This window comes from Citrobacter sp. Cpo109, assembly GCF_030332565.1.
In the GTDB taxonomy this organism is placed as follows: Bacteria; Pseudomonadota; Gammaproteobacteria; order Enterobacterales; family Enterobacteriaceae; genus Citrobacter; species Citrobacter portucalensis.
In genome coordinates, this window is record NZ_JAOWHQ010000038.1 from 1 (window position 1) to 687 (window position 687).

At 58.1% G+C, this 687-nt stretch carries 1 protein-coding gene and 1 pseudogene; both read right to left on the bottom strand.

What is annotated here, in order from left to right; translation table 11 throughout:
• Positions 1–64 precede the first annotated feature (64 nt).
• Positions 65–616 carry a host cell division inhibitor Icd-like protein gene (locus OGY71_RS01195; protein ID WP_024196493.1) on the bottom strand — a complete coding sequence of 184 codons (552 nt, stop codon included), beginning with the start codon at positions 614–616 and terminating at the stop codon, positions 65–67.
• Positions 613–687 (bottom strand): annotated as a pseudogene (locus tag OGY71_RS01200) (helix-turn-helix transcriptional regulator); the annotation flags it as partial. The gene OGY71_RS01195 and the pseudogene OGY71_RS01200, both read right to left, overlap by 4 nt.

Consider the following 687-nt stretch of genomic DNA (forward strand, 5'->3'; position numbering starts at 1 on the left):
AGCTGGCCGACGTTGCGCATATGCTCCAGACATTCGAGGTCACGGGCGGTAATGGTGGTGTGTCTCATGCGCGCACCTCCAGAACCGGCAAACGGCCAGCGAACGAGAGGATGTAATCGCGAACGAGGGAAAGGCGTGCGGCGTGCTCGTCACCGGCAACGGTGCGCAGCATGCAAATACGGGGTTTACGGTCTGCGCGACGAACGGCGGCAAACACAAAGACAAACTGCGGGTGTGACGGGGTGAGGGTCGTAGCCATGATGGCAACCTCCTGTGAATAGCGGTTATTGCCACCACCGGAGTTCCTACGCTCATGGGTGGTGACCCGAACGGGGGTAGGAATACCGGCTTCACAGAATACCGGCCAGCCCGAAAGCTGCCCCGCCCGGACCACCATTATCTGACAGGGGCTATGGAATAAGCACCACAGCCCGAAAAATGGGTGTGCCTGAGCAACGACGTAAAAAAAGACGCATGGCGCGTCTGTTGTCGCCTGTGAATTACACGGGTTCCTACGCCCGGCTGCCGATTTTGCGACAGCGGGAAAACTATACCTGGAAACGGCGAAAAGAAGCAAGCCAGAAAAAGGGGCTTTTTGCTGAGCGGCCATCATCATGCGTCATAGCCCCGGTTACGTTCGGCAATGCGATCCGCCATCCATGCAGTGATTTCAGACTGCGCCCACGC